At 36.9% G+C, this 18,316-nt stretch carries 20 protein-coding genes; 8 read left to right on the top strand and 12 right to left on the bottom strand.

Annotation, left to right across the window (positions count from 1 at the left end):
- Positions 1-715: 715 nt before the first annotated feature.
- From MIDI_RS05545 to MIDI_RS08185, 7 genes are all read right to left on the bottom strand, one after another.
- Complete coding sequence (locus MIDI_RS05545) at positions 716-1,207, bottom strand: 7-carboxy-7-deazaguanine synthase QueE (RefSeq protein ID WP_013951605.1); 492 nt, start codon at positions 1,205-1,207, stop codon at positions 716-718.
- A 174-nt stretch (positions 1,208-1,381) separates the two neighbouring features.
- Entirely contained in the window at positions 1,382-1,837 is a 456-nt protein-coding gene (dut, locus tag MIDI_RS05540) for a dUTP diphosphatase (RefSeq protein WP_013951604.1), read from the bottom strand.
- A gap of 5 nt (positions 1,838-1,842) precedes the next feature.
- The gene (locus MIDI_RS05535; RefSeq protein ID WP_013951603.1) at positions 1,843-2,496 is read right to left on the bottom strand and encodes a TlpA family protein disulfide reductase; all 654 of its coding nucleotides are present in this window, start codon (positions 2,494-2,496) and stop codon (positions 1,843-1,845) included.
- 71 nt (positions 2,497-2,567) lie between these two features.
- Entirely contained in the window at positions 2,568-3,539 is a 972-nt protein-coding gene (locus MIDI_RS05530; protein ID WP_013951602.1) for a DMT family transporter, read from the bottom strand.
- Positions 3,540-4,154: 615 nt separating this feature from the next.
- Entirely contained in the window at positions 4,155-4,289 is a 135-nt protein-coding gene (locus MIDI_RS09905; RefSeq protein WP_272940956.1) for a hypothetical protein, read from the bottom strand.
- A gap of 302 nt (positions 4,290-4,591) precedes the next feature.
- Complete coding sequence (locus MIDI_RS05525) at positions 4,592-5,029, bottom strand: DNA alkylation repair protein (protein WP_202795468.1); 438 nt, start codon at positions 5,027-5,029, stop codon at positions 4,592-4,594.
- A gap of 50 nt (positions 5,030-5,079) precedes the next feature.
- Positions 5,080-5,259, bottom strand: a complete 180-nt coding sequence (locus MIDI_RS08185; protein ID WP_148234175.1) for a DNA alkylation repair protein — start codon at positions 5,257-5,259, stop codon at positions 5,080-5,082.
- 135 nt (positions 5,260-5,394) lie between these two features.
- Between MIDI_RS08185 and MIDI_RS10630 the strand changes: the two genes are divergently transcribed.
- Positions 5,395-5,697, top strand: a complete 303-nt coding sequence (locus MIDI_RS10630; RefSeq protein ID WP_013951599.1) for a hypothetical protein — start codon at positions 5,395-5,397, stop codon at positions 5,695-5,697.
- Between the two features lie 73 nt (positions 5,698-5,770).
- Here the strand turns inward: MIDI_RS10630 and MIDI_RS10465 are convergent, their stop codons facing one another.
- Together MIDI_RS10465 and MIDI_RS09105 are read right to left on the bottom strand one after the other, a co-directional pair.
- Entirely contained in the window at positions 5,771-5,872 is a 102-nt protein-coding gene (locus MIDI_RS10465) for a hypothetical protein (protein WP_202795466.1), read from the bottom strand.
- A complete protein-coding gene (locus tag MIDI_RS09105) occupies positions 5,848-5,988 on the bottom strand; it encodes a putative phosphate binding protein (protein ID WP_013951598.1) in 141 nt (46 codons plus the stop codon). The genes MIDI_RS10465 and MIDI_RS09105 overlap by 25 nt, the downstream gene beginning before the upstream one ends.
- A 40-nt stretch (positions 5,989-6,028) precedes the next feature.
- Between MIDI_RS09105 and fliK the strand changes: the two genes are divergently transcribed.
- On the top strand, positions 6,029-7,102 hold the full coding sequence (gene fliK / locus MIDI_RS05515; protein WP_013951597.1) for a flagellar hook-length control protein FliK: 1,074 nt from the start codon (positions 6,029-6,031) through the stop codon (positions 7,100-7,102).
- Between the two features lie 33 nt (positions 7,103-7,135).
- Complete coding sequence (locus MIDI_RS05510; RefSeq protein ID WP_013951596.1) at positions 7,136-7,915, top strand: flagellar hook assembly protein FlgD; 780 nt, start codon at positions 7,136-7,138, stop codon at positions 7,913-7,915.
- A 307-nt stretch (positions 7,916-8,222) separates the two neighbouring features.
- Here the strand turns inward: MIDI_RS05510 and MIDI_RS05505 are convergent, their stop codons facing one another.
- The 3 genes from MIDI_RS05505 to fliI all read right to left on the bottom strand — a co-directional run bounded on the left by MIDI_RS05505 (position 8,223) and on the right by fliI (position 10,903).
- Entirely contained in the window at positions 8,223-8,960 is a 738-nt protein-coding gene (locus MIDI_RS05505; RefSeq protein WP_013951595.1) for an outer membrane protein, read from the bottom strand.
- Positions 8,961-9,210: 250 nt separating this feature from the next.
- Positions 9,211-9,600, bottom strand: coding sequence for a cytochrome c-type biogenesis protein (locus MIDI_RS06490; protein ID WP_160162297.1), 390 nt, complete (start codon positions 9,598-9,600; stop codon positions 9,211-9,213).
- Positions 9,566-10,903, bottom strand: a complete 1,338-nt coding sequence (gene fliI, locus MIDI_RS05495; protein WP_013951593.1) for a flagellar protein export ATPase FliI — start codon at positions 10,901-10,903, stop codon at positions 9,566-9,568. Before fliI ends, MIDI_RS06490 begins: the two co-directional genes overlap by 35 nt.
- Positions 10,904-11,546: 643 nt before the next feature.
- Here fliI and alaS point away from each other — a divergent pair.
- The 5 genes from alaS to MIDI_RS09465 all read left to right on the top strand — a co-directional run bounded on the left by alaS (position 11,547) and on the right by MIDI_RS09465 (position 18,315).
- The gene (gene alaS / locus MIDI_RS05490; protein WP_013951592.1) at positions 11,547-14,126 is read left to right on the top strand and encodes an alanine--tRNA ligase; all 2,580 of its coding nucleotides are present in this window, start codon (positions 11,547-11,549) and stop codon (positions 14,124-14,126) included.
- The gene (ligA, locus tag MIDI_RS05485) at positions 14,116-16,143 is read left to right on the top strand and encodes an NAD-dependent DNA ligase LigA (RefSeq protein WP_013951591.1); all 2,028 of its coding nucleotides are present in this window, start codon (positions 14,116-14,118) and stop codon (positions 16,141-16,143) included. Before alaS ends, ligA begins: the two co-directional genes overlap by 11 nt.
- A 102-nt stretch (positions 16,144-16,245) precedes the next feature.
- Positions 16,246-16,794, top strand: a complete 549-nt coding sequence (gene atpH, locus MIDI_RS05480; RefSeq protein ID WP_013951590.1) for an ATP synthase F1 subunit delta — start codon at positions 16,246-16,248, stop codon at positions 16,792-16,794.
- On the top strand, positions 16,791-18,086 hold the full coding sequence (gene atpA / locus MIDI_RS05475) for a F0F1 ATP synthase subunit alpha (protein WP_013951589.1): 1,296 nt from the start codon (positions 16,791-16,793) through the stop codon (positions 18,084-18,086). Before atpH ends, atpA begins: the two co-directional genes overlap by 4 nt.
- On the top strand, positions 18,037-18,315 hold the full coding sequence (locus MIDI_RS09465; RefSeq protein ID WP_237697358.1) for a hypothetical protein: 279 nt from the start codon (positions 18,037-18,039) through the stop codon (positions 18,313-18,315). The genes atpA and MIDI_RS09465 overlap by 50 nt, the downstream gene beginning before the upstream one ends.
- Position 18,316 lies beyond the last annotated feature (1 nt).

Below are 18,316 nucleotides of genomic sequence, written 5' to 3'. Positions count from 1 at the left end.
AAACTCCTATCTATAAATATTAGGCAATGCCGAAAAATTTAATGGTTATACAGCTTTTTTAAAACCATATTAGATAATTTCTTTAAAACTTACCTCGAACTTGGGGTTAACAAAAACACTGAGCAATCAAGGTATTGAGCTCATCACCACGGCTTAAGAAAAACATGAAAAACAAAACCCCACGCTTGCAGCTTTTAAACAACTGCTCCTTGCAGGGCGCGGACCGATTGAAACAGCCCATCGGGTAATCGAAAGAGATTTGCCAAATCCAGCACACACGGCACCGCTCGCCAAACAATTTCCTGGCAAACCTTCCCCCAGGGCTCCCGGCTTATGTCTTCAAACCCAATAAACCCTCTACCTCATGGAAAGATAGGCTCGCAGGCCTACTCCTCACGTCGAACTAGAGGTTAGAAAGCAAAGAATAATAACGACTATACCAACAACGGTATGTATATTATACATTAATTTTTGGCATACACATCTATAATACATATTAAATACAACTGTTGATTTAAAAAAAGCAAATTCTTTGGATTATGCAGTTGATTCTTAAACTAATTGAAGAGATTTCTTGTTCTGTAGTCCGTTTCTTGTTGAGGATTTACCGCTTAAGTGTTAAGGCGATATCGACGGATCTGTTTGCTTAATTTACTACACGATTCTTCAGTGGTATTAATACTGACAAAGAGAATAGTTCTATGGAAAGTTAGATTTATTCTATTCTTAATATTTTATGCAGCTGCATAGATAAAATTGCATTGTGTTTGCGGGCTACTTGCATTGCTAATATAGCGTTGGCTGCATTTAATTTTTCATCGAACTCATCCATTGGTTGAACATATACTTTAATATCAGCATTTAATTGGCCAATTGTCCCTATATCTTGGTAAAGGTTGTTCGAGGCTGAGATGAGAAATTTTATAGCTTTAACATGTCCTAATAAATCTTTTCGTATCTGCTGATAGCCATTTCCAGTGTTTTTGGGAGAACATATTACCTCAACTTCTTTAGGAATATTTCGGTATAGCAAACCATTAGTCTCTATTTGAATTTTAAATCCCTCGTTTACCAATTTTTCACATAATAGAGAGATCGGCTGCCTAAAAGGTTCTCCTCCAGTCAAAACCACTAATTTTTTTGTAAGTGTGAGAGAATGCCTTAACCCTTTTGATGATTTCTTCAACAGATATTTCCTGATATTCATCGAACTCGGTATCACAAAAAGTGCAGGCTAAGTTACAGCCAGCAAGCCTTATGAAAATAGCAGGAGCACCAACGTATAGGCCTTCACCTTGTAAAGTATCGAATATTGAATTTACCTTAAGACAAGACCCATCACCTTTTTCAGGTCTGAGTATGGTGTTATTTCCAAGCATATTTATAATCCAGTAGACCCGAATCCACCTGCACCCCGTGCAGTTTCATCTAAAGATTCTGTCAAGTTCCAATTAATTCTTTCGTATCTAGCAATGACCATTTGGGCGATTCTCATGCCTCTTGTAATTCGGAAAGCTTCCTCGCTTAGGTTGATTAAGGATACAAAGATTTCGCCTCTATAATCAGCATCAATGGTACCTGGAGCATTAGTAACCGTTATACCGCTTTTTATAGCGAGCCCAGATCGAGGCCTAATTTGCGCTTCAAAACCCTTAGGCAAAGCTATGGCTATTCCAGTTGGAATTAATTTCCTTTGTCTTGGTAATAATTCAACTGACTCATTTTCTGAAATCGCAGCCACCAGGTCCATACCAGCGCTATCAATTGTGGCATAAGACGGTAAAGGTAATTCTTTATAATGTTCAAGCTCTTTAATGGGGACTAAGACGCTGCTCATATCATCTATTTTGAATTCAACATCCTCTGTATATCAGAATTGTCAACATTGTCACCTTCTTTTTGCAAATCTTCAGAATGCTCTAGTTGTAGAGCGTCGCTTTGATATTTTTTTACTGGTCCACCACGCAGTTTAATTAATTGATCGATAATGTTTGCTTTGTCCCATTTTATGTGCTGATTTGTTCTCATAATTTCCATGAGATTTTTGTCTAAAATTATAGTGTAGGGTGCTCCGCTAATTTCTAAGGTTTTCATAACTTTTTTATTTTGATCAATAAATAACCCGAGATTAGCAATACCAGTATTTTTGTATACAGAGTGTAAAAATTCAGGCTGCTTAAAATCTATTGAGATTGGAATAATTTCAATATCTGCAACATTTTCATACAGTAATTTTGATTTTAAGGTATCTAATCTTTTTAATTCATTGATACACTCAACACACCAACTCGCCCAGGAATAAAGGATAACTATTTGACCTTCAAAATCTTTAATGTCATAGTTATTTTCTACTTCGTCTACAAAATTAATTTTGGGTATTTTTCTTACCGCCTTAGAAAAAACCAGTTCCTGCATGATTGCCTTTTGTTCAGTTTCACAAAAAGCAGCTTCGGCGCTTAAAAAAGCAGTTAATAAAAATATAAAAAAGCGTTTCATTCAGAAAATATACGATTAAAATACTCTGCTAATAAAGTATATAATAATTCCAGACTTCGTGCAATAATGGCCTAGGCAGCCATTTCTTTTTTCTTTTTAGGAATCTTTTGCATCTGTGATCTAACCAGCAGTAAGCCGGCTATTATGATTAAAGTATATCCAATATAAGAAAACTTACTATGCTGCTCGGCGAAGAAGAGCCAGCCTAAAAATGCGCTAAACATCAATTTGGTATATCTAAAAGGTATTACCACAGATAATTCTGATTTTAATGCATTAAAATACATGACGCCATGAATAAAATAACAGGCTGCAATAAAGCCTATTAGAAGTATATGATCTAATTTCAAATGAGTAGTTGATAAATCAATGAATTCTGGGATAAGTGGTAAATTAATATTCCAAAGAGTTACTTCACTCCATTTAATGAAGGCAGAAGGGATAGATAAAATTGAGGCGGTTAGCAATAAATAGAACATTTGAGTTTTGTTATGTTCGGTGCTGCTTAATAGTTTTACCGTTATAGTATTGCAAGCCCAAAAAGAGATTGCGAGCAAAATTAAAATATGTCCCTTATTATAACTCGTACTTTGTATTGTACCAAATCCTGAAATGGTTTCGAAATTTACCACAATAAGCGCCCCAATAAAGGCTAAAATTATTGCCGCTATTTTTGAAACAGAAATTTCTTCTGAAAAAAACATAATTCCAAAGATGGCAACAATTAAATATTGAAGATTTTCAAGAGCTGCAGCATCCGCCATATTAACAAAATACAGGCCATGATAAAAGCATAATGCGCCAGCAACACTAAACAAACTGCGCAGCATGTGCGACATTATTCTTTGAGTCTTAAGTCGTTTCAGTCCATCTTTCAAGACCCATGGCAATATTATAATAAGCAGGCTGAACTTATATAAAAAAACTATTATGCCAGCATGCAAATCTTGTCTTAGGGTTTTTACTGCGATATCTAGCCCTGCCAAGGCCAGAGTATTAACTAACATGAATAAAATGCCATAGAGAGAACGCTGCTGTTTCATAACAACGCTCCATACATTGGGGATTGAAGGGAATAGATTTCTGAAGAAACGGATACAGCAAAAGACTTCATAGCAAAGAAATTTTAGATAGCCTTATATCAATGATTGTGGTTTTAGTCAATTGTTTTGATTAAGTATTGATGGCATTGCCTAACATTTATAGATAGAAGTTTCAAATCCAGCAAATGCCTATGGAAGAAGAGGTTAAGAATAGTGCAAAGCATCCTCAGGAATTTGCTGTAGCGCTTCGTTCTTCGATTAAAACGAGCTAGATAATGCCTTTAAAGAATTCTTTGATTCTACCACAATGATGTCCCAGCCTTTGTTTCGTGATGGTGCGTGGAGATTTTATAGTATTCATAAACGCTGTGATCACCTGTACATGCTCAATTTTATAACGTTCTTCAAGCCTAAAATGCCAGGTTCAGATAGGTTGCCTTACTCCCGTCACCTACCCTTCAAAATCAATAATTTCACCCGCTCCTCTATCAACAGCAATCCATATAAAGGTGTTCCCCTACATTCTTTGGTCTTTTTTATATATGTGCACAGCTCGTCAATCTCTAGGACCTCGATATCCTTAAGTGACTTTTTGTGCTGGTTGCCAGCTCTTATCTAACTTTTCTTGCACATAGCGTCCCCCCCCCCGTCTTTCGATCCATGAAGATTTTTGGCTGTTATGGATTTCCCAGTCAGTCTCTCTATCGTCCTAATCCCACAGTCTTCAAGGTTAAGTTTTAAGTCTATCATTCATCGTGTATTTCTGCCGCTTATCACCTTCTCGGTAATTCTTTTTGCAATTCTTGCAATCTATACCTCTGCCGTCCATATACCACACCATTCTTCACCTGCTCGCTGGAGCCGCAATATATTTACACTTAATTGTAATTTCTGCCCCCCCCGTTTTACTACGAAGATATCACACCCTCTTATGCCGTCTATAATTACCAGGCATTGCCGTTTTATTGAGGCAGCTCTGAGGGATAGCAATAGTTCTTTTAAGATATAGCTCGTACTAATGATATTTTTTTCGCTGCTGTGGTTTCAAATTTTCAATTGCATAGCGTAAGCATTGTTCTTGGCATTTTAAGTACATTCTTCTCTAAGAATTCTATTAGAGCTCGTTCATTACGTTTCCCTGCTTCACGTAACATCCAACCAACTGCTTTATGAATTAGGTCATGTTTATCATTAATAAGTAGGTATGCAATATTAAATGTCCAGTCTAAGTCCTCTTTACGAATAAAATACCAAGTAGCAATGATAGCTATTCGGCGCTCCCATAAGTCTTCCGAGTTCCCCAGCTGAAGCAAAATGGATCGATCTTTATCCCATGAGAGTGCGCTCCCCATAATTAAATGAGCTGAACTATCCACAAGATTCCAATTATTCACGTATTGCAAATTTTTCAGATAAAATTGATATAGCTCTTCCTTCAGATTAACTTCTGCTTTTTTATACTGATGGACGAGTATTAGTAACGCCAACACAACCTCTCTTCGTTAATTTTTGAAGATAGAAGTGACTCCAAGTAAGGAGCTTAGGCTAATATTAGAGAAATTTTTAGCGATCTTGTGCGCAAATTTGGTACGGTCACTCCTATGAATTCACCGCCTTCAGCATAGTGACCGCTGCCAATTTTGAAAAATGCCTTAGCTCGGAAAGAGGGAGGCGTAGCATGGGAGGCTGTCACTGCTCTGATGTGGTCGATGTTTACCATAGTCTTAGGAATCTATTTTTTGTTTAGTATATTATAGAACTCGCATAATGGAAGCTAGCATCTAGGGACTTTCAATTTTTTATAAACTATATTTTCAAGGCCCTTATATTATTCCTATAGTTGGTGTTATTAAATATGAAGCTGCCCGCGACTAGGATGTTAGCGCCCGCCTCTTACTCTATACATTGTTTAGCTGTTGTCTCATTTAATGCCTCCGTCTACGGACAACAATATATCGCGGTTTGTGGTGTTGATTTTACTGCGAATATTAGCAATTTTTTTAGCTGCGAAGGTAAAAACTTCTGTCCAGCAAGGCCAGGGTGTACTGTCATTACTAATATTAAATCTATAGAATCATATAAATTATCCAGTATCGGGAGATACAGAAATACCGGCAGCAACTCCATAACTCTTAATTTCTTGAAGGGATTGCCTTAGGATTTTGTGTTGCTTCTAAGTGGATGGTTAGAATTGAACCGCCAGCTGTTATGAACTCTTTTTACACATAGCGTTATGGCCTTTCTATCATGAGGTGCGCATCCAAAGGAATTTGGGAGTGCTTGGCAATATCTGCAATAACTTTAGGGCCTAAGGTGATATTGGGTACGAACATATGCCATCCATAACATCAACGTGTATGTAATCAGCGCCCGCCTTTTTGAGTTTCATTATTTCTTCTTTGAGGATAGAAAAATTAGCGGATAATATTGATGCAGAAATTTTTGGCATGATATTTGCTGTTAATTATTAGAATATTAAAAAGTTTACTATGACACAAAACATTCCAAAAATTTTTTTACCTGTCAATAAGGATAATTCCCAGGGGCAGACTGCTCCGACTATCAAGCAGCTATTTATAGGGGCAAACCTAAATTTTTTAGATTTGTTAGTAAATTTAGGTGGTAAAAACTTTGTGATCGGGAACTTAAAAGAGTATATAGAGCCTAATAATGAGTTTGTTGCGGAAGTTGCACCGGCTGATAACGAGAATCAATTTTTTGATGTGAATTTTAGTACCTTTGAGCTGGTTAATATCAAAGCAGAAGTGAAACAAGAATTACTAAATGAATCTTCTAAAGTCTTCACAATTAAAGAGCAATTATGGCCTAAGCCTCAGTTATCTTATGAAGATAAAAAACAGGTAGTAAAGCAAGTTGCTGAGTTGCCGATTCAAGATGTAAATGATGAAAGTATTATACAAAATGTGCTTAAGCAGCCTACCAACTCTACAGCCCTACCGTTTGAAATGCAACTTAATGACGGTGCTATAGGAAAGGTAGATGAAGGAACAAATCAGCAAAGTTCTCAAACAAAAACAGTGGAAGAAGAGTTAATTTACCAATTTTTAAATCCTATCGAGATAAGAATTGATCCAGCTGAAATTTGCTATAAATATGAAACAGTTGAACAAAATAATCTTGAGGATATTAATAATCAAATATTAACCCACATATCAGCTACTAAGAATGGTAGGTCTGACAAAATTGTTGTCCAACTGGAGCCTGCTCATCTTGGTTCTGTCGAAATAGTATTTGTTCCGGATCAAGAAAATCGTGAAAAGCATAGCATCCAAATTAATGTTGGAAGGGAATCCACCTATTTTATGTTAAAACAAAATAGTGAAAGACTAGTGTCAATGCTTGCGGGTATTGGTATAAACCAAGCTAATATTAATTTTGCCATGCAAAGCTTTGAAAGAAAGACAGGAACTAGTAGAAATAGCTCCGGTACTTTGTTGCAGACTACAACAAATGAATGCTTAGGAAATGGCCTTGATAAAAAAATAAAAACTGCTAGCATTTTGGTTAATGGCATAGTTAGTGGTGTGAATTTATTAATTTAAATAAAATCATTTTTGAGGTACTGCCTTGTGGAAATGGATATAAAATCTAAAGTTCAGAACGAAAAACCTAAAATAGCTTCAGCATCGTCCAAGAAGCGTTCTGTACAGGAACTGAAAAGTGATATGATGAGGTTACTTATAGCTTCGTTTAGGAATGTTAACCCACTGCAACAAACCGACCCAACGACTTCAATGAATATGGTGAGTACTATTATCGCGCTTGAACAAGGGGAAGCTCAAGTTATGACAATGGAGCGGTTAGAAAAAGTCATGCAATCTGCTGATAATATTGGTAATTATTCGCACTTATTTGGTAAGGGTGTACTAATAGGAGGCGATAAGGTAGTCATGCAGGGTGGTAAGGCTTTATTAAATTTTGAGATTAAAGAGGAAGCTAAAAACCCGGTATTAGAAATAATTGATGCCGTCGGGGACGTTGTATTTACTGAATCAATTAGAAATTCGGACACAAAATTTACTTGGAGCGGAATACCAGGTAAGAGTGAAGATTTTTATAAGGGGCTAAAATTTAGAATTATAGATGAGTTCGATGTTGAAAAAAAAGATGTAGCAAATATGAAGGCCTACTATACCTATGTTGATGAAATTATTCAAGAAGGCGAGGATTCAAAAAGAATAAGATATTTGCTGACTAAATGCGGAAGAAAGGTTGAAATGGACAAGGTGCAGGCTTTGAGATATGATCAAAGTACCCAATCTGCAATCCTAAATACGCTACTTGAGGCCGATGTTAATAAGCTTCTGCAAGGCAATTTAAATAATTTACCGAATTCTACAGCTGGAGCTGGTTAATCTAGAGCTGGTAATTTTGATACAGCAAAGGCGAATAGGCCGGCGCAGTCAAAAAGGTTACACGAAAATTAAAGCTAAGTGTGAGCGAATTATAAACGCTTTAACCATAGACCGAAATGCCTTACTTTTTCTCAGTTTGACTTGACGTAACATTCCCTTTAAAAGCTTAATATTACTTGCTCTTCTGTTAGGCTTTGCTAGTTTGGCGACATTATTTAGAAAAGGAAAAAGCCACGAGAAGAATTCGTGGCTTTTCACATATTTAGCAAATGCTCATTAGAAAGCAAACCTAACGCCTGCGCTTACGTTATGAGCAAGATTTTTTTGCTTTAAATTTAGCAGCATGCTCGTTGTTTGTAGATACTTCAGCTGGCAATTTTGTTTCAGCTTTAGGTAAGGTTTGAACAGCATAAGCTAATTCTAAGCTGACTTGGTTGCTAATTTTGTAAGCAACGCCAAGGGTTCCGCCGAAAACAAAAGCTTTCTTGGTTGCTTTGCTGCCTGCTTTTAATGCAACGTCATCTATACTTCCGATAGTACCGATCACTGTAGTAGCAGCTTTAGCTTGGATACCTTCTACTGCATAAGTTCTAGCACCGTAACCTAAGCCAACGCCGATGAATGGAGTGAAAGCAGAAGTGTTTAAGAAGTCATAGTAAAAGCTAGCTAAAACATTCCAAGATTGAGAAAGTTTTAATTTTGGAGCTGCATTAACTTTATTAGTTTCTACACGTTCTTTGTTATAGGTGTTTTTTTGATCAAAGTTGTATTGGAAAGATAAAGCTGTTCTGAATTCGTCAGAAACTACATAACCAAAAGCCGCATTAACAAATGGACCTCTTGGAGCTCCTTCTAAGTCAACGCTTGGTTCAATAGCTGCATCAGGTGTTGACTTAGTTGAGTATTTAAATAAGTCAGCTTTAACTTTACCAGGAATCATTTGATAGCCGCCATTTAAACCGACATACACACCGCCAGGAGCAGCCAATGCAGAAGATGCAGAAATTGCAGCAGCTGCAAAAGCAATTAAAGAAGTTTTTTTCATAATTATCCTATTTTTTGTTTATTATTGTTGTTTATTAATCAATAAATTGCGACCTAATGAGCGCGGGATCCCAAGAGTACAATTTATAGCTAAAACAACTATAATATTTCTGTCAACGTGGTCAAATTGATAATACTATAAATCTGTAAAAAAGACCTAATAGTTGCTTTTTTGCAACGGGCTTAAACGACACCGAGTTTCAACTTATGCGATTGAATTTTAGTCTGTTTTTGCTAGAAAATTGTGACAATTAAGATATTCCCATTCTTGATAAGTTCTTATTGGTAAAAAGTTTGTAAAAGCCTAAAATCAACAACAAACCTGGTAATAGCCACAGCCAAGTAGTTTTTAGTGAAAAAAATGGATTTAATAATATTTCTTCTCCGTAGGCGCTCACGACGTCATTAATAATTTGTTCTTCATCTCGGCCTTGTTCTAATTCGCTTCTAATAAATTCTCTCATAGCTATTGCAAAATTAGAGTTTGAATCATATACAGATTCTCCATTACAAACTAAGCACTTAAGGCTTTTTGTAATTTTGTGCATTGTCTTATCGCGCTCTACAACTTTATCATTCGCTATAGCACCCATTGTTATATACAAGCTAGTTATTAAACTTAAAATTAATAGCTTTAGCAAGCTTTTCATATGACCCCTTTATATCTTCGCTTTCATTATATTTTTGAGAAATGAATGAGCAAATTTTATCATAATATTGAATTGCTTCGTCTACTTCTTTATCAGTACCTTTCTTATAAGCACCTATTCTCACCATATCAGCCATATCGTTATAAGTAGCAATAAGTTTTTTAGCTTTCTGTATTAACTCATTTTCCTTATCGTTATTACATCGAGGCATTGTTCTCGATATGCTTTTGGCGACATCAATAGCTGGAAATATTCCTCTACCAGCTATATCTCTGTCTAGCACGATATGACCATCTAAAATTCCCCTAACTGCATCAGCAATTGGTTCATTAGTATCATCTCCTTCCACTAAAACACTGAAAAAAGCAGTAATAGAAGCCTGGTCGTGAGTTCCAGGGCCTGCTCTTTCTAATAGAGAAGGTAGCCCACTAAAAACACTTGGTGGATAGCCTTTCGTTGTTGGAGGCTCGCCAACGGCTAATCCTATTTCTCTTTGGGCCATAGCAAACCTGGTTATATTATCAAGCATACATAACACTTCCAAGTTAGAATCTCTAAAGTATTCGCTGAGTGTTAAAGTAAGGTAAGCAGCTCGTCTGCGCTTTAAGGCTGATTCATCAGAAGTTGCAACAACAACTACTGCTTTTCTCAATCCCTCTTCACCAAGATAGTCTTCTATAAACTCCTGGACCTCTCTTCCTCTTTCGCCTATTAGACCTATTATTTTGATATCTGCAGAAGCAAATTTCGTCATCATTGCCATCATCATAGACTTGCCAACTCCTGAGCCGGAGAAGATACCCATTCTTTGGCCCTTGCAGCAGGATAAGAAGGTGTTTATTGCTCTAATACCAACATTTAGCTTTTCACCAACCCTCTTGCGTGCCTGAGGAGCGGGTGGAGTGGAGTGCAGAGAATATGCTTTGTTGCCAAGGGGCAGAGGGCCTTTTCCATCAATTGGCTCTCCAAACGCATTGAGTACTCGGCCTACCCATTGTTTAGTCGGATAAATTAATTGATCATTAGCTATTACTCTAATAACCGCTCCAACACCTATTCCATTGATATTATCGAAGGGCATTAAGAGAGTAGTATTCTCTTCAAAACCTATTACTTCGGCTAAAATATGATGATCATCACGTGCTTCAATTTGGCAACGTGAGCCAATATAGGCCATTTTTTCTATTCCTTTAGCTTCTACTAATAGACCCTTAACAGCCGTGACAACACCGCTCACCATGAAGTCTGGTATAGCCCGTACCTCTCCAATCAAATTTTGCAGTTTCCTCTGCATTATTGTTCAAAATAGTAATTTGTAGCTTCCCACAAATGTAAGGATAAATCAGAAACATTGTCAATTTATAATTCGAATAATATTTGGAGGGATTATGAAGAATGGTGCTGTAGTCTCTAGTACGTACATATAACTCTAGAAGAGTTGAAAAGCCTCCAACAAGATATAAGAGATGCTCTGTTTGAGAGGCTCTTTTGCTTTTTTTATGGCTTGCCTTGTGTAAAGCGAAGCTTGCAAAAAAGGTGGAGACGGGCCATGTCTTGTCATTGCAAGCTTGCCTCAGCTATGGTTATCAACTTTTCAGGCTAAAGAAGTATATAACCTATGTTATAGATGTATTTTTCTAGATAGATCAGAATCTTATCACGCAAACGACGAGGTAATGTTAAGATATTATCAATAGTTGTTAACATAAATTAATAGTAGTTGTACTCATTATTGGGTGCGCTTAAATGGCGCTACCTATGATTTCTTATCAATAAATAGCCCAAAATTTTTAAAGACTAGGTGGTCCTTGGCTAATAGGGGAGTTATGCTTTAGGTTAATCTCTTGAAGTTAAGTTATGTATACGGAACATATTTAAATTGCTTGAAAAGCAAAAATATCGTAGAAAAATAAGGCACTTTTAATTGAGGAAAACCTATGGAGCTAAATCAAATTCGAACATCTTTTCTGGATTTTTTTAAGGGCTTAAATCACCGCATCGTACCTTCTAGCTCACTAATTTCTCACAATGATCCTTCATTGCTTTTTACTAATGCCGGAATGGTACAATTTAAAAATTATTTTACCGGTACAGAGGTACCAACGTTCACTAGAGCTGCAACTAGCCAAAAATGTATAAGAGCAGGAGGGAAACATAATGATTTAGAGAATATTGGCTACACCGCAAGACACCATACTTTTTTTGAGATGCTAGGTAATTTCAGCTTCTTAGGGGATTATTTTAAAGAATTTGCCATCGAAGCGGCTTGGAAATACCTTACGGAAGTACTATCTATAGATAGAAATAGGCTTTATATCACAGTGTATCATGAAGATGATGAAGCGTATAATATATGGCAAAAGTTAACAGGTTTTAGTTCTAGTAAAATTATTAGAATTGCGACCAATGATAATTTCTGGGCTATGGGCGACGTTGGACCATGCGGTCCTTGTTCTGAAATACTTTTTGATCATGGCGATAAATATCAAGGAGGTTTGCCGGGTACTCCTGACGAGGGTGGTGATAGGTATATAGAAATCTGGAATCTAGTTTTCATGCAATACGAGCAATTGAGTTACGGTAAAAGGGTTGCTTTGCCAAAGCCTGCTGTAGATACTGGTATGGGGATTGAGAGGATTACTGCTGTGATGCAAGGAGTGAACGATAATTATGATATGGATTTATTCTTAAAACTTCGTAGAGCCTCTAGCGAACTTTCTAAAAATGAAGGCCAAATTGCATCCCACAAGGTGATTGCAGATCATTTGAGATCTAGTTGCTTTTTAATCGCGGATGGAGTGGTGCCTAGTAACGAAGGTAGAGGATATGTGTTAAGGAGAATAATGCGCAGAGCCATGCGCCACATTCACATGCTTGGCGGCAAAGATTTAATGCTGCATAAATTGGTACCTATTTTGGTTACTGAGATGTCAGAAGCTTATCCGGAACTTAAGAGGGCCGAAAGTGTTATAAAATCTGTTTTAGAATCCGAAGAAGAACGGTTTGGTGAAACCTTAGATAGAGGACTAAAAATTTTAGCTTCGGCGTCGGAACATCTAAAGGCGGGAGACCAACTTAGTGGAGAAGTTGCTTTTAATCTATATGATACTTATGGGTTCCCACTTGATTTAACTAAGGATATATTACGTGGAAGAAATATATCAGTCAACGAGATCAGTTTTGAAGAAGCAATGGAAGACCAGAAAAAAAGAGCAAAAGCTGCTTGGGCAGGTTCTGGAGAACAGGCGGAAGAAAAGATTTGGCATCAAATATACCATGATCATGGTGCAACTCAGTTTTTAGGATATGAAACGCATGAATCAAAGGCTAAAGTTTTAGCAATTATTGTAGGTAATACTAAAGTAGAAGAGGTTGAGCAGGGTAGGGCAATAGTGGTGACTGATAAAACGCCTTTTTATGCCGAATCTGGAGGGCAGGTTGGAGATATTGGGTTGGCTAGCAAAAATACAGTGCTTGATGTAAAGAAATACTCACAAGGAATTTTTGGCCATCATATCGAAGTAGTTTCTAAAATTAGAGTTGAAGAGGAGATATTCTTATCCGTTGACAATAATAATAGAAGCAAGATAAGGGCAAATCATTCGGCAACTCATCTATTGAACAAAGTTTTGCGGGATATTTTTGGTGAACATATTACTCAAAAAGGCTCCATAGTAAATGCTGAAAAGTTACGTTTCGACTTTTCTCATAATAAACAACTATCTAGCGAAGAGCTTGCTCTAGTTGAAGAGAAGGTAAATCAAATGATTGTTGAAAATAAGCCAGCAATCGTCGATCTTTCGACTCCTAAAGAGGCTATTGAGAAAGGAGCAATGGCATTATTTGGTGAGAAGTATGGCGATGAAGTGAGAGTAGTGAGTTTAGGCAGCTCTGTTGAGCTTTGTGGCGGTACGCATGTCAGTAGGACCGGCGATATCGGATATTTCAAAATCGTGAGCGAGGAATCAGTTGCAGCTGGAATTAGGAGGATAGAAGCTATGACTGGTATGGCTGCTGTTGTATTTTCAAATACTAAGCAACAAGTGCTAAAGTCTCTTGCAACTAGCTTAAAGTGTGCGGAAGTTGAGGTTATAAATAAAGTATATTCTCTTCAGGCAGAAATAAAATCTTTAGGGAAAGATTCATCACATTATAAAGGTGAATATCTTGCTTCTGACGTAATCATTAAGAGTGCCGATGGTTATAATTTTATCTATAAAATATTTTCCCATATTGATAATAATAGCCTGAAGGCTGTATTAGATATCATTAAAAAGAAAAATCCTCATAGTTTAATTTGTTTAGTTAACGAACTGAACGATCAGGCTACAATTATTATATCGGTATTAGGTAACGCCATTGAAAAACTTAAGGCTAATGATATTGCTAAATTTTTTACTGAAAAAGCAGGGGGACGAGGAGGTGGTAATGTGAATTTAGCTCAACTTGGTGGATGTGATCCTCACAAAATTAAAGAAGCTTTAAAAGCATTAGAAGAAACAAGTCATGTTAAGTAGCCTAGAAAGTGATTTAAAGCGTATTGAATTTTTACGGTCTGAGCTGAAAAGACACAACTATCTTTATTATCGATTGAATAAGCCGAAAATATCGGACGCTGAGTATGATTTCTTAAGCAAGGAATTAGAGAGACTGGAAAAATTACATGGTATTGAAGAGGTGGATAGCCCTACTCAAACAGTAGGAGGAGCTTTGGATGTTAAATTTAAGAAGGTGGCTCACTTGCGTCCAATGTTATCTTTAGGAAACGCGTTTTCTTTCAGTGATATCGCTGATTTTTATGAGAGAATAACTAAAGTTTATCCCGAGGTCGAGTTCATATGTGAGCCTAAGATAGATGGATTATCGTTCTCTGCGCTATATCAGAAGGGCAAGCTCAAATACGCCCTAACCCGAGGGACTGGGGAGTATGGAGAGGATATAACGGAAAATTTTAAACAAATCACAGCTGTGCCCCAAACTATCGATTACTATGAAGAATTAGAAATAAGAGGTGAAGTGTATATAAGGAAAGATGACTTTATGGCTCTCAATAACGAGCGGAGTTTAAAGGGAGAAGAAGAGTTTGCTAATCCAAGGAACGCTGCAGCTGGATCCTTAAGGCAATTAGACAGCAATATAACAAAAGAAAGAAAACTCAGGTATTTCGTCTGGGGAGGATTTTTTGAGCATTGCGTTTCCCAGAGCAACTTTCTAGTAAAAGCGAAAGAGTTAGGATTTTGCGTTAACGAAGATATTATTCTTTGTAAAACTTTAGAAGAGGTCAATAGCTATTATCTGAAGATGTCTGAAAAAAGAGCTGCATTGCCTTACGATATCGATGGCTTGGTATACAAGGTTAACAATGTTAAAATGCAACAAGCGCTCGGACGAACAAGTAAAGCTCCAAGGTGGGCTATTGCCCATAAATTCCCGGCTGAAGGTGCTATAACACAAATAGAAGACATTATTGTACAAGTTGGCAGAACAGGGAAATTAACTCCAGTTGCATTGTTAAAGCCTGTGAATGTTGGGGGGGTTTTAGTTTCAAGAGCCACCTTACATAATGAAGATGAGATAAAGCGTAAAGACTTCAGAATAGGAGATGTTGTTAGTATTAAAAGAGCTGGTGATGTTATACCTCAGGTTATTGAAGTAGATATTAGTAAACGAAATGGCAATGAAAGAATTTTCGAATTTCCTAAAAACTGTCCGGTTTGTGAGTCTAGCGTTGAACAAATTGAAGGAGAGGCGGCTATTAGATGTACAGGAGGTAGAAATTGTCCTGCACAATTACTTGAATATCTTTGTTATTTTGTGCGGAAGGATGCATTTGATATTATTGGTTTAGGAGAGAAGCAACTAGAGGAATTTTTAGAAGATGGCTTAATCCAAGAGCCGGCTGACATATTTAAAATTCCGGAAGTAGGAGCTGACATTCTAGATAACTTAGAAAAGAAGACCGGTTGGGGAAAGAAGTCTATTGCTAATTTATTAGATGCAATTGAAAAGTCAAAGAGAATAAGACTAGATAAATTTATTTATTCCCTTGGAATCAGGCACATTGGACAGGTTAATGCGGAAATAATTGCTAAACATTTTAGAACATTTGAGAATTTCTATGGAGACTTAAAAGATAATAAATTTGATGCCTTAGAAAGGATTAATGGCATTGGTCCAACCATGATAGAGTCTATTGAAAGTTTTTTTGCCGATGTAAAAAATATAAAATTTATAGAAGAACTGTTGCAGTATATTACTATAGAGTACATGGAAGAGAATGATAATATATATTCTCCTTTATATAATAAAAAGATTATTTTTACTGGATCTTTAGAATCTATGGCTCGTGACCGAGCAGAGCAGATTTCAAAAGAGTTGGGAGCTAAAATAGTATCTAGTGTTTCTAAAAAAACAGATTTTGTGATTGCAGGCAGTGAAGCTGGTTCTAAACTTAACAAAGCAAAAGACTTAGGGGTTCAAGTGTTGGCGGAACAAGAATGGTTGGATATGATTAATTTGTTGAGAACTACCTAAGACACTTTTGAAAAAATTTATTAAATCGAGTTACAATGTATTGTCAATAATTGTAATGTGTGTTACTCCTGGGGGTCTAGTTCTGCGGGCTAATTTTGTTAAATGATTCGACAAAAAAGTATTATTAAAAAGTATGCAAAAACTCTATATGAGATAGCAAAAGAACAAAGCTCTATAGAGGGTGTTAAAAAGGATCTAAATGCTATTTCAGAGAAATTAAGCAATAACAAACATTATGAAAAGCTAATGTTCTCTCAATTTTCTCCATATAAGATGAAAAAAATGTTTATCAATACTGCGTTAGATGGACTTAATATTAGGGATGTTACTAGAAACTTTATAGAAGTTTTGCTGGTTAATAATAGAATTAGTATGCTATATGATATGATTAAATTCTTTAATGAGATCATTCTTTTTGAGTCTGGCATTATAAGGGCGAGTCTGACGATTTGTTCTCGTCAAGAAGATATGGGTCAATTCATTAAGGAGCAGTTAAAGAGTGCATCGGGCAAGGAAATACTACTAGAGTCTGAAGAAAATAAAGAGATATTAGGTGGTTTTATTATCAGAGTCGGTAATAAAGTGCTGGACTACTCATTAAGAAATAGGCTAAATAAGCTAAAAAAGTACTTGAATGAGGGTAAGGAATGAAGGCTTCAGAGATATCTAATGTATTAAAACAAAAAATCTCAGGTTTTCAGGAGGTTGCATCTCTTGATGAAATAGGGCAAGTTGTTAAAGTGTCGGATGGAGTTGCTATAGTGTTCGGCCTTGACGCTGCGCAGGCTGGTGAGGTTGTTGAATTTAGTAGTGGCGTAAAGGGCCTGGTGCTGAATTTGGAAGCAGAGAGCGTTGGAGTAGTTATATTTGGTAGCGACCGAGACGTTGTTGAGGGAGAAGCAGTTAAAAGGATCGGAGAAATTCTTGAAGTCCCAACTGGCAAAGGCCTACTGGGTCGGGTCGTAGATGGATTAGGTAACCCTATAGACGGTAAGGGACCCTTAGAAAGTGTTGAATATAGGCGAGTAGAAGTAAAGGCACCTGGGATCATAGCTAGACAGTCGGTTAGCGAGCCTATGCAGACTGGTATTAAAGTAATAGATGCGCTTATCCCAATAGGTAGAGGGCAGCGGGAATTAATCATAGGAGATAGGCAAACAGGTAAGACAGCTATAGCAATTGATACTATATTAAACCAAAAAGAGGCTCATATATCAGGCGATGATAAAGATAAGATACACTGCATATATGTCGCAATTGGTCAGAAAACCTCCTCTGTTGCCAAAATAATTAAAAAACTTGAGGAAGAAGGAGCGATGAGCTATACGACGGTTGTTTTAGCATCAGCTTCAGAACCAGCTCCAATGCAGTTTATTGCTCCCTATACAGGTTGCAGTATTGGCGAGTTTTTCCGTGATAACGCAATGCATGCCTTAATCATATATGATGACTTAAGTAAGCATGCTGTAGCCTATAGGCAGATGTCGTTATTATTACGTAGACCTCCGGGACGTGAAGCTTATCCTGGGGATGTTTTTTACGTGCATTCCAGGCTTCTAGAAAGAGCTGCTAAAATGTCAGATAAAGATGGCGGTGGTTCTTTAACTGCCTTACCCATTATTGAAACGCAAGGAGGGGACGTCTCAGCATATATTCCAACAAATGTGATTTCAATTACTGATGGACAAATTTTCTTAGAAACAGAACTCTTTTATAAAGGTGTTAGACCTGCAGTTAGCGTTGGGTTATCAGTTAGCCGGGTTGGATCGGCAGCACAAATTAAAGCTATGAAACAAGTTGCAGGTAGTATTAAATTAGAGCTTGCACAATATAGAGAAATGGAAGCTTTTTTCTCAATTTTCTGCGGATTTAGATTTAGCAACGCAAAAATTATTGGCTCGGGGCGAAAGATTAACGGAGCTCTTAAAACAAGCTCGATATAGCCCCAGTGCCGTTGAGGAGCAGATTTTAGGCCTTTTTGCGGGTATTAATGGGTATTTGGACGCTTTAGCAACAAAAGACGTTAAGAGATTTGAAGAAACATTACGCGAGTATACCAAATTTAATAATTCTGTATTGCTTGAGCGAATAAAAACGGAACAGGAGATTAGTGATGATATTGCAAAGGAGTTGCATAAAGTTTTATCTGATTTTGCCAAGTCTTTTGTGTGAT

Origin of the sequence: Candidatus Midichloria mitochondrii IricVA, from assembly GCF_000219355.1 — a bacterium.
Taxonomy (GTDB): Bacteria; Pseudomonadota; Alphaproteobacteria; order Rickettsiales; family Midichloriaceae; genus Midichloria; species Midichloria mitochondrii.
Note: the sequence above shows the minus strand (reverse complement) of the source record. Positions and strands in the feature narration are given on the sequence as shown.

Bases quoted from the DNA above. Each gene is read 5' to 3' on its own strand.
- MIDI_RS05545 (WP_013951605.1), bottom strand. From the start codon at position 1,207: ATGAATATCAGGAAATATCTGTTGAAGAAATCATCAAAAGGGTTAAGG.
- dut (WP_013951604.1), bottom strand. From the start codon at position 1,837: ATGAGCAGCGTCTTAGTCCCCATTAAAGAGCTTGAACATTATAAAGAA.
- MIDI_RS05535 (WP_013951603.1), bottom strand. From the start codon at position 2,496: ATGAAACGCTTTTTTATATTTTTATTAACTGCTTTTTTAAGCGCCGAA.
- MIDI_RS05530 (WP_013951602.1), bottom strand. From the start codon at position 3,539: ATGAAACAGCAGCGTTCTCTCTATGGCATTTTATTCATGTTAGTTAAT.
- MIDI_RS09905 (WP_272940956.1), bottom strand. From the start codon at position 4,289: ATGATAGACTTAAAACTTAACCTTGAAGACTGTGGGATTAGGACGATA.
- MIDI_RS08185 (WP_148234175.1), bottom strand. From the start codon at position 5,259: ATGGTAAACATCGACCACATCAGAGCAGTGACAGCCTCCCATGCTACG.
- MIDI_RS10630 (WP_013951599.1), top strand. From the start codon at position 5,395: ATGAAGCTGCCCGCGACTAGGATGTTAGCGCCCGCCTCTTACTCTATA.
- MIDI_RS10465 (WP_202795466.1), bottom strand. From the start codon at position 5,872: ATGTTCGTACCCAATATCACCTTAGGCCCTAAAGTTATTGCAGATATT.
- MIDI_RS09105 (WP_013951598.1), bottom strand. From the start codon at position 5,988: ATGCCAAAAATTTCTGCATCAATATTATCCGCTAATTTTTCTATCCTC.
- fliK (WP_013951597.1), top strand. From the start codon at position 6,029: ATGACACAAAACATTCCAAAAATTTTTTTACCTGTCAATAAGGATAAT.
- MIDI_RS05510 (WP_013951596.1), top strand. From the start codon at position 7,136: ATGGATATAAAATCTAAAGTTCAGAACGAAAAACCTAAAATAGCTTCA.
- MIDI_RS05505 (WP_013951595.1), bottom strand. From the start codon at position 8,960: ATGAAAAAAACTTCTTTAATTGCTTTTGCAGCTGCTGCAATTTCTGCA.
- fliI (WP_013951593.1), bottom strand. From the start codon at position 10,903: ATGCAGAGGAAACTGCAAAATTTGATTGGAGAGGTACGGGCTATACCA.
- alaS (WP_013951592.1), top strand. From the start codon at position 11,547: ATGGAGCTAAATCAAATTCGAACATCTTTTCTGGATTTTTTTAAGGGC.
- ligA (WP_013951591.1), top strand. From the start codon at position 14,116: ATGTTAAGTAGCCTAGAAAGTGATTTAAAGCGTATTGAATTTTTACGG.
- atpH (WP_013951590.1), top strand. From the start codon at position 16,246: ATGATTCGACAAAAAAGTATTATTAAAAAGTATGCAAAAACTCTATAT.
- atpA (WP_013951589.1), top strand. From the start codon at position 16,791: ATGAAGGCTTCAGAGATATCTAATGTATTAAAACAAAAAATCTCAGGT.